General features: G+C 71.9%; 8 protein-coding genes. 3 read left to right on the top strand and 5 right to left on the bottom strand.

Going from position 1 to position 8914, the window contains the following annotated elements:
- From EOE48_RS28245 to mmsB, 3 genes are all read right to left on the bottom strand, one after another.
- Positions 1–1033 (bottom strand): sporulation protein (locus EOE48_RS28245; protein WP_127734199.1); only part of this gene is annotated, 1033 nt, incomplete at its 3' end.
- Positions 1034–1189: 156 nt separating this feature from the next.
- On the bottom strand, positions 1190–2941 hold the full coding sequence (gene argS / locus EOE48_RS28240; protein WP_127734198.1) for an arginine--tRNA ligase: 1752 nt from the start codon (positions 2939–2941) through the stop codon (positions 1190–1192).
- Positions 2942–3081: 140 nt separating this feature from the next.
- Complete coding sequence (gene mmsB / locus EOE48_RS28235) at positions 3082–3972, bottom strand: 3-hydroxyisobutyrate dehydrogenase (protein ID WP_127734197.1); 891 nt, start codon at positions 3970–3972, stop codon at positions 3082–3084.
- A 65-nt stretch (positions 3973–4037) separates the two neighbouring features.
- On the opposite strand from mmsB, the gene EOE48_RS28230 reads away from it, so the two are divergent.
- Together EOE48_RS28230 and EOE48_RS28225 are read left to right on the top strand one after the other, a co-directional pair.
- Entirely contained in the window at positions 4038–4316 is a 279-nt protein-coding gene (locus tag EOE48_RS28230; RefSeq protein ID WP_127734196.1) for a type II toxin-antitoxin system RelE/ParE family toxin, read from the top strand.
- A 9-nt stretch (positions 4317–4325) separates the two neighbouring features.
- A complete protein-coding gene (locus EOE48_RS28225; RefSeq protein WP_127734195.1) occupies positions 4326–4625 on the top strand; it encodes a HigA family addiction module antitoxin in 300 nt (99 codons plus the stop codon).
- Between the two features lie 5 nt (positions 4626–4630).
- Here EOE48_RS28225 and EOE48_RS28220 read toward each other — a convergent pair whose 3' ends face one another.
- Positions 4631–5773 carry an acyl-CoA dehydrogenase family protein gene (locus tag EOE48_RS28220; RefSeq protein ID WP_127734194.1) on the bottom strand — a complete coding sequence of 381 codons (1143 nt, stop codon included), beginning with the start codon at positions 5771–5773 and terminating at the stop codon, positions 4631–4633.
- Between the two features lie 211 nt (positions 5774–5984).
- Positions 5985–7481, bottom strand: coding sequence for a CoA-acylating methylmalonate-semialdehyde dehydrogenase (locus EOE48_RS28215; protein ID WP_127734193.1), 1497 nt, complete (start codon positions 7479–7481; stop codon positions 5985–5987).
- Positions 7482–7570: 89 nt separating this feature from the next.
- On the opposite strand from EOE48_RS28215, the gene EOE48_RS28210 reads away from it, so the two are divergent.
- Positions 7571–8491, top strand: coding sequence for a LysR family transcriptional regulator (locus EOE48_RS28210; RefSeq protein WP_127734192.1), 921 nt, complete (start codon positions 7571–7573; stop codon positions 8489–8491).
- The last annotated feature ends 423 nt before the right edge of the window (positions 8492–8914 follow it).

Here is an 8914-nt window from a genome sequence, read left to right as displayed (position 1 = left end):
GCTTCGGCGGAGCGGCCGGCTCGGGGGCCGGCGTCGGGGTCGCCGCCTGCGGCCGGACCGGGCGCGGCGTCGCCGCCGGGCTCGCGGCCGGCGTGGTGTCGCCGGTCGGCATCGTCATGGTGGGAATCGGCGAGACCGCCGGGCGGGCCGCCTGGGCCTGCTGCTGCATCGGCGGCGGCTCGGGACGGACCGAGACGGTGCGGACCCGGCGCGGCTCGCCGAGGGAATCGGTCAGGGCGTTGCCGGCGGGCGAGGTCGGGACCGCCGAGGCCCCGGCGACGGGGGCCGTCTCCTGGACCAGCGCCCGGGCCGCCTGCTGGACGTCGACCGGCTGCTCCTCGCGGTTGACGATCTTGATCTGGCCGTCCTTGGCGTTGCGGTCGTAGATCTGCTTGTTCTGGTCCGGGATCTCGACGCCGCCGGCGTTCTGCGGCTGGATCTTCAGCGGCGCCTGATCGGCCATCACGAGGATCGGGCCGCCGGAGCGGCCGGCATGCAGGCTGCGCCACGCCAGCGCGCCGCCGACCGTCACCGCGACGAGGCCGAGGGCGCCGCCGACGAGGGCGAGGCGGCGCCGGCCGCGGGGCCGCTCGGAGACCGGACCGGTCCCATCCGGCAGGTCGCCCTGCGCGGAATCCTGCTGGCCGTGCTCGCGCTCGATGGCGCCGGCGAGATACTGGTTGAAGGCGTCGGCGGGGGTTCCAGGCTGCGGCGCGGCCTCGGCGCCCGGCAGGGCGTAGGACGGTGCCGGTCCGTGGTCCTGTTGCGATGCGTAGGCCGGCCCCGGCGCATAGGTCGGCGCCGACCCGTAGGTCGGCACGACCGGGTCGATCCGGCCGCCGGCCGCGGGCGCCTCGGCCGGCTTGCGGCCCTCGCGCACGTCGAGCAGGGCCCGGAACGGATCGTCCTGGCCAACGATGCGGGCGAGTTCCGCCAGGGGGTCGCCCTTCGGCGCCGGACGGGCGGGCGCGGACTGACGGTCTCCGTCGAAGCCGTCGTAGTCGACGGGGATCCGGGAAGCGTTGGTCGTCATGGCACCACCATCCTGTTCAGCCCTCGCGCCACCTCGCCGCGCCGTCCCGACGCGGTGCCGCCGGCTGCCCTCCCGTCCTGCCGGATGGGCGGCATCCTACCACGCCGGCCGCTGCGGCGGGCAGAGCCTGCCGGGCGGGCGGAGCCCGCCGTGGGGTCAGCGCATCTCGTCGGGCGCGCCGACCCCGAGGATCCCGAGGCCGGAGGCGACGACGCCCCGCAGGGCCTCGACCAGCGCCAGCCTCGATTCCGTGGACTTTCGGTCTGTTTGATTAACAAACCGTAATTGCGGCAAGTCTTTGCCCTTGTTCCAGAAACTGTGGAAGGCGCTGGCGACCTCGTAGAGGTGGAAGGCGAGCCGGTGCGGCTCGTGCGCCGCCGCGGCCGATTCGACCACCCGCGGGAACTGGGCGATGAGCCGCATCATCTCGGCCTCGCCCGAATCGGTCAGCGGCGACAGGTCGGCGCGGGCGAGGGCTTGGGGCGAGAAGTCCTCGCTCGGGAACGCCTCGCGGGCCTGCCGGAACACCGAGCACGCCCGGGCATGGGCGTACTGCACGTAGAAGACCGGGTTGTCCTTCGACTGCTCGACCACCTTGGCGAGGTCGAAGTCGAGGGTGGCATCGTTCTTCCGGTACAGCATCATGAACCGGACCGGGTCGCGGCCGACCTCGTCGATGACGTCGCGCAGGGTGACGAACTCGCCGGCGCGCTTCGACATCTTCACCGGCGCGCCGTCGCGCAGGAGCCGGACGAGCTGGCACAGCTTGACGTCGAGGACGGCGCGGCCGTCCGAGACCGCCTTCACCGCCGCCTGCATCCGCTTGACGTAGCCGCCGTGGTCGGCGCCGAGGACGTCGATGAGTTCGAGGGCGCCGCGGTCGATCTTCGCCCGGTGATAGGCGATGTCGGAGGCGAAGTAGGTGAAGCTGCCGTCGGACTTCAGCAGCGGCCGGTCGCTGTCGTCGCCGAAATCGGTGGCGCGGAACAGCGTCTGCTCGCGGTCCTCCCAATCCTCCGGCAACTGGCCCTTCGGCGGCGGCAGCCGGCCCTCGTAGACGAGGCCGCGGGTCCGCAGCTCGGCGAGGAGCTTCGCCACCGCGCCGTCGTGCTGGAGCGTGCGCTCGGAGAAGAACACGTCGTGGCGGATGCCGAGCGCCGCGAGATCCTCGCGGATCATCGCCATCATGGCGTCGATGGCGGTGTCGCGCACCAGCGGCAGCCAGTCGGCTTCCGGCTTGTCCAGCAGGTCGCGGCCATGCGCCGCGGCGAGCCGCTGCCCGACCGGCACGAGGTAGTCGCCCGGATACAGCCCCTCGGGGATGCTCCCGACAGGCTCGCCGAGCGCCTCGCGGTAGCGCAGGTAGGCGGAGCGGGCGAGGACGTCAACCTGGGCGCCGGCGTCGTTGATGTAGTATTCGCGCACCACCTGCCGGCCGGCGGCGGCGAGCAGGTTGGCGAGCGCGTCGCCGAACACCGCGCCGCGGCCGTGGCCGACATGCATCGGTCCGGTCGGGTTGGCCGAGACGTACTCGACGTTCACGACCGGGCCGCCGGCGCCGCCGCGGCCATAGGCCTCGCCCTGCGCCAGGGCGGCCCGCACCACGTCGCCGAACACCGCCGGGTCGAGGCGCAGGTTGATGAATCCCGGCCCGGCGACGCTCGCCTCGGTGACGCGCGGGTCGGCGCGCAGCTCCGCCGCGATCAGCTCGGCCAGCGCCTTCGGGTTGGTGCGCGCCTCCTTGGCCAGCACCATCGCGGCGTTGGTGGCGAGGTCGCCGTGGCTCGCGTCTCGGGGCGGCTCGACGACGACGCGGCGGCGGTCGAGGCCCTCGGGCAGCGATCCCGCGCGGGTGAGGCTCTCGAGCGCCTCGCCGATGCGCTCCTCGAAGACGGCGAAGATGTTCATGCTGTGACCAGGGCTGCGGACGACACGCCGGCACGGCCCGCGTCCCATGGGAAGCAGGCCGGCGCGAATCCGGGCTCTTCTCACGCGGCGGCGGGGTCCGGCAAGCGCAACCCCGGTCGGAAGACCGCTCTCCGGAGCGGTCAGGCCTCCGGGGCCTGCCCGCGCAGGTGCTCGACGATGCCGGAGAAGTCGGTGCCGCCCTGCCCTGCCGCCTCGAAGGCGGCGTAGATCGCCTCGGCATGGGCGCCGAGCGGCGTCGCGGCGCCGGCGCTGCGGGCGGCCTCCTGCGACAGGCGCAGGTCCTTCAGCATCAGGGCGGCGGCGAAGCCCGGCCTGTAGCCGTTGTTGGCCGGCGAGGTCGGCACCGGGCCCGGCACCGGGCAGTAGGTGGTCAGCGACCAGCACTGGCCCGACGAGGTCGAGGCGACGTCGAACAGCGCCTGGTGCGACAGGCCGAGCTTTTCCGCCAGCACGAACGCCTCGGCGACGCCGATCATCGAGATGCCGAGGATCATGTTGTTGCAGATCTTGGCCGCCTGCCCGGCCCCGGCCTCGCCGCAATGCACGCTCTTGCGGCCCATCCGGGCGAGGACCGGCTCAGCCCGGGCGAAGGCCTCGGCGCTGCCGCCGGCCATGAAGGTGAGGGTCGCGGCCGTGGCGCCGCCGACGCCGCCGGAGACCGGCGCGTCGAGGCCGGCGAGGCCGCGCGCCGCCGCCTTGTCGTGGGCGGCCCGGGCGCTGGCGACGTCGATGGTCGAGCAGTCGATCAGCAGGGCGCCGGGGGCCGCCGCGGGCAGGATCTCGTCGTAGACGGCCAGCACGTGCCGGCCGGCCGGCAGCATCGTGACGATCACCTCGGCCCCGGCGACCGCCTCGACGGCGGTGGCCGCGACCCGGATGCCCGCCGCCCGCGCGGCCTCGCAGGCCGCCGGCACGAGGTCGAAGCCCGCGACCGAGTGGCCGGCCTTGACGAGGTTGGCGGCCATCGGCCCGCCCATGTTGCCGAGGCCGAGGAAGGCGATGGAGGTCATGGGGGTGGCTCCCTGTTGACGGCTATTCTGCTTCGCGGAATACTGCGCCCGGACGAGGGGGATCCGTGATCCGATCGTTCGCGGACAAGAACACGGCTCGCCTGTTCGATGACGAACCCGTCCGTGCCCTGGCGGGCATCGAGCGCGCGGCGCGGCGCAAGCTGTTGATGCCCAACACGGCCCGTGGTCTCGACGACCTGCGGGTCCCGCCCGGCAACCGCCTGGAGGCGCTCCAGGGCGACCGCCGCGGCCAGCACCCGATCCGCATCGATCGTCAGTGGCGCATCTGCTTCCGGTGGGACGGTGCCGACGCTCACGACGTCGAGATTGTCGATTACCATTGAGGTCAGGCGATGAGCGAAGACAGGCTCGATCCGATCCATCCCGGCGATATCCTGCTGGAGGAATTCCTCGCTCCCCTCGGGATCAGTCAGAACCGGCTCGCGCGCGCCCTCGACGTGCCGGTCAGCCGGGTGGCCGGCATCGTCAAGGGCGAGCGTGCCGTCACGGCCGACACGGCGCTCCGGCTCGCGCAGTTCTTCGGCACGAGCGCCGAGATGTGGCTCGGGCTGCAATCGGACTACGACCTGCGCGTCGCGCGGCGCGCGGCCGGCGAGGCGATCCGCACGCGCATCCGCCCCCTCGCCGCCTGAGCCGGTCACCCTTCCACCAACCCCCGCGCCACGATCACCCGCATGATCTCGTTGGTGCCTTCCAGGATCTGGTGCACCCGCAGGTCGCGGACGATCTTCTCGATGCCGTACTCGGCGAGGTAGCCGTAGCCGCCGTGCAGTTGCAGCGCCTCGTTGGCGACCTTGAAGCCGGCATCGGTGGCGAAGCGCTTGGCCATCGCCGAGCGGGTGGTCGCGTCGGGATCGCCTCGGTCGAGGGCGGCGGCGGCGCCGTAGAGCAGCGCGCGGGCGGCCTCCAGCTCGGTCGCCATGTCGGCGAGCCGGAACTGGAGCGCCTGGAACCCGTCGAGGCGCTGTCCGAACGCCTTGCGCTCGCGCATGTAGGCGAGCGACTTGTCGAGGGCGGCCTGCGCGCCGCCGAGCGAGCAGGCGCCGATGTTGAGCCGCCCGCCGTCGAGGCCGGCCATGGCGATGCGAAAGCCGATGCCCTCCTCGCCGAGGCGGTTGGCGACCGGCACCCGGCAGTTCTCGAAGCTCACCAGCCGGGTCGGCTGGGCGTTCCATCCCATCTTGCGCTCGTTGGCGCCGAACGACAGGCCGGGCGCATCCTTGGGCACCACCAGGGTCGAAATGCCCTTCGGGCCGGGCCCGCCGGTGCGCACCATGACGACGTAGAGGTCGGCGGCGCCCGCGCCCGAGATGAACTGCTTGGCGCCGTCGAGGACGTAGTCGTCGCCGTCGCGCCGGGCGGTGGTGCGCAGGGATGCGGCGTCGGAGCCGGAGCCGGGCTCGGTGAGGCAGTAGGCGGCGAGCAGCTCGGCCCGGCACAGGCCCGGCAGCCAGCGCTCGCGCTGTCCGGCATCGCCGAAGCGGTCGATCATCCACGCCGCCATGTTGTGGATCGACAGGTAGGCGGCGACGGTCGGGCAGCCGAGGCTCAGCGCCTCGAAGATCAGCGCCGCGTCGAGGCGGGTCAGCCCGGAGCCGCCATGCTCCTCAGAGATATAGATGCCGCCCATGCCGAGCGCCGCGGCCTCGCGCAGCACGTCGACTGGAAAATGCTTGCGCTCGTCCCAGTCGAGGGCGTGCGGCGCGATTCTGTCCGCCGCGAAGTCGCGGGCCATGTCGCGGATCGCGACCTGATCCTCGGGCAGGGTGAACAGGGTCATGGCGGCGGATCCTCCTGTTCTCTTCAGTATGTTGGATCGCTTCCCCGTGCGGCTCCAACCCTCCCCCCTCTGCGGGGGAGGGTGGCGAACGCAGTGAGCCGGGAGAGGGAAGCGCGACGGCACCGGAGGTAGCGCCAGTCATCTCGGGCGCGACCTCTCCGGAAACGGCATCCCCTCCCCCGCAGAGGGGGGAGGGTTTGCGCGAACGCGCCTACTGCATCACCGGGATCGAGAACTCCGCGCCTTCCTTGACGCCCGACGGCCAGCGCGAGGTGACGGTCTTGGTCTTGGTGTAGAACCGCACCGCGTCCGGGCCGTGCTGGTTGAGGTCGCCGAAGCCCGAGCGCTTCCAGCCGCCGAAGGTGTAGTAGGCCAGCGGCACCGGGATCGGCACGTTGATGCCGACCATGCCGACCTGGACCTTCGCGGCGAAGTCCCGCGCCGCGTCGCCGTCGCGGGTGTAGATCGCGACGCCGTTGCCGTATTCGTGCTCGGTCGGCAGCCGCAGGGCCTCGGCGTAGTCCTTGGCGCGCACCACCGACAGGACCGGGCCGAAGATCTCCTCCTTGTAGATCCGCATCTGCGGCGTGACGTTGTCGAACAGGCAGCCGCCGAGATAGAAGCCGTTCTCGTAGCCCTGCATCGTGAAGCCACGGCCGTCGACCGCCAGCGTCGCGCCCTCCTGAAGGCCGATCTCGACGTAGTTGCGCACCCGGTCCACGGCGGCGCGGGTGACGAGCGGGCCGTAATCGGCGCTCGGATCGGTCGAGGGGCCGACCTTGAGGCTCTCGACCCGCGGGATCAGCTTCTTCATCAGGGCGTCGGCGGTCTTCTCGCCCACCGGCACCGCGACCGAGATCGCCATGCAGCGCTCGCCGGCCGAGCCGTAGCCGGCGCCCATCAGCGCGTCGACCGCCTGATCGAGGTCGGCGTCCGGCATGATGATCATGTGGTTCTTGGCGCCGCCGAAGCAGTGGGCGCGCTTCCCCGACGCCGTGGCGCGGGCATAGACGTACTGGGCGATGTCGGACGAGCCGACGAAGCCGACCGCCTGCACGATGTCGTCGTCGAGGATCGCGTCGACCGCCTCCTTGTCGCCGTTGACGACGTTGAGGATGCCCGCCGGCAGACCGGCCTCGATCATCAGCTCGGCGAGCCGCATCGGCACGCCGGGATCGCGCTCGGAGGGTTTCAGGATGAAGGCGTTGCCGCAGGCGATGGCCGGCGCGAACTTCCACATCGGGATCATGGCGGGGAAGTTGAACGGCGTGATGCCGGCGACCACGCCGAGGGGCTGGCGCATCGAGTAGATGTCGATGCCCGGGCCCGCGCCCTCGGTGTACTCGCCCTTCATCAGCTGCGGGATGCCGCAGGCGAACTCGACCACCTCGACGCCGCGCTGGATGTCGCCCTTGGCGTCGGGAATCGTCTTGCCGTGCTCGCGGGCGAGCAGGTCGGCGAGGCTGTCGGTCTCCCGCGCGACGAGGTCGAGGAAGCGCATCATCACCCGGGCGCGGCGCTGCGGGTTGGTGGCGGCCCAGGCCGGCTGCGCCTTGGCGGCGTTCTCGACCGCCGCGCGCAGCTCGGCGTTGCTCGCCAGCGCCACCCGGCCGACCACCTCGCCGGTCATCGGCTGGTAGATGTCGGCGGTGCGCCCGGAGCGGCCCGCGACGTGCTCGCCCCCGATGAAATGCCCGACCTCGCGCATCGCGTCCTCCCGGTTCCTGTTGTTGCGGCCAGAGTGCCCTGCTTCTATGCGCAATGGAACGGGCAGAAAAGCGGAACGGGTGTGCAGGAATGCCGGAACCGGAGGCAGGCAACTGGGACGATTACCGCTTCGCCCTGGCGGTGTTCCGGGCCGGCACGGTCTCGGCGGCGGCCCGCCAGCTCGGGGTCGACCACGCGACGGTGATCCGGCGGATCGAGCGGCTGGAGCGCGGCCTCGGCGAGGCGCTGTTCCAGCGCCGCGCCTCCGGCTACGTGCCGACCGAGGCCGGCCACCACGTCGCGGCGACCGCCGACGCGGTCGAATCGGCGATCATCAACGGCCAGGGCCTCGTCGCCCGGGCGGCGGCGCGGCTGACCGGCACGGTGCGGATCGGCGCCCCGGACGGGTTCGGCAGCAGCTTCCTGGCGCCGCGGCTCGGCAGCCTCGTCGAGCGCCATCCCGAACTCGACATCCAGCTCGTCGCCACCGCCCGGCTGTTCAGCCTGTCGAAGCGCGAGGCCGACATCGCCATCGGGCTCAGCCTGCCGCAGGAGGGACGGATCGTCGGCCGCAAGCTCACCGACTACCACCTCAAGCTCTACGCCGCCCCGGACTACCTCGCCCGGTTCCCGCCGATTGCCGGCCGCCGCGACCTCGAGCGCCACCGCTTCATCGGCTACATCGAGGAACTGCTGTACTCGCCGGAACTCGACTACCTGCAGCAGGTCGCGCCCGGGACGGGAGCGCGGCTGCGCAGCGCCAACCTCAACGCCCAGCTCCAGGCGGCGGTGGCGGGGCTGGGGCTGGCGGTGCTGCCCTGCTTCATGGCGGCGCGGCGCGCCGACCTGTCCTGCGTGCTGCCCGACGAGATCACGCTGGTGCGCGGCTTCTGGCTGATGATGCACGCCGACAGCCGCGACCTCGCCCGCATCCGCGCGGTGGTCGAGCACATCTACGCGGTGGTCGAGGCCGAGCGCGAGCTGTTCCTCGATCCGGGCCGGGGGGCGTGAGGCCGGGTGGGCGTCATACGATTTTCGATTGATCGCTCGGCGATTGCTGCGCAATCGCTACGCGATGCGAAAGTCGGCTTCGCTCAGGCGCGTGGAGCCTTCGGCTCCACCGCGCGGGTTGGTGATACGGTTCTCGGAACTGATCGTCCGAAAACCGTATCAGTTGCTCACCGGCACGGCCGTCCCTTGCGGATGAAACGGGGCGGCGGTCATCTGCCCCCTTTGCATTCGTCGAAGGCGGCATTCGGTGTGGCAGGACTCCCCTCTCCCGAGTGGGAGAGGGGCTGGGGGTGAGGGTGGCTCGGGCTCAGAATGAAACGCCGAATGTCGAGCTGCGCGGCTCGACCGTTGGTGCTTAATCTTGAGCCCGAGCCACCCTCACCCCTACCCCTCTCCCACTCGGGAGAGGGGATCCCGCGTTCA

Origin of the sequence: Methylobacterium oryzihabitans (assembly GCF_004004555.2) — a bacterium.
GTDB lineage: Bacteria > Pseudomonadota > Alphaproteobacteria > Rhizobiales > Beijerinckiaceae > Methylobacterium > Methylobacterium oryzihabitans.
The sequence above is the reverse complement of the archived record's forward strand: the minus strand, read 5'-3'. Positions and strand labels throughout refer to the sequence as shown.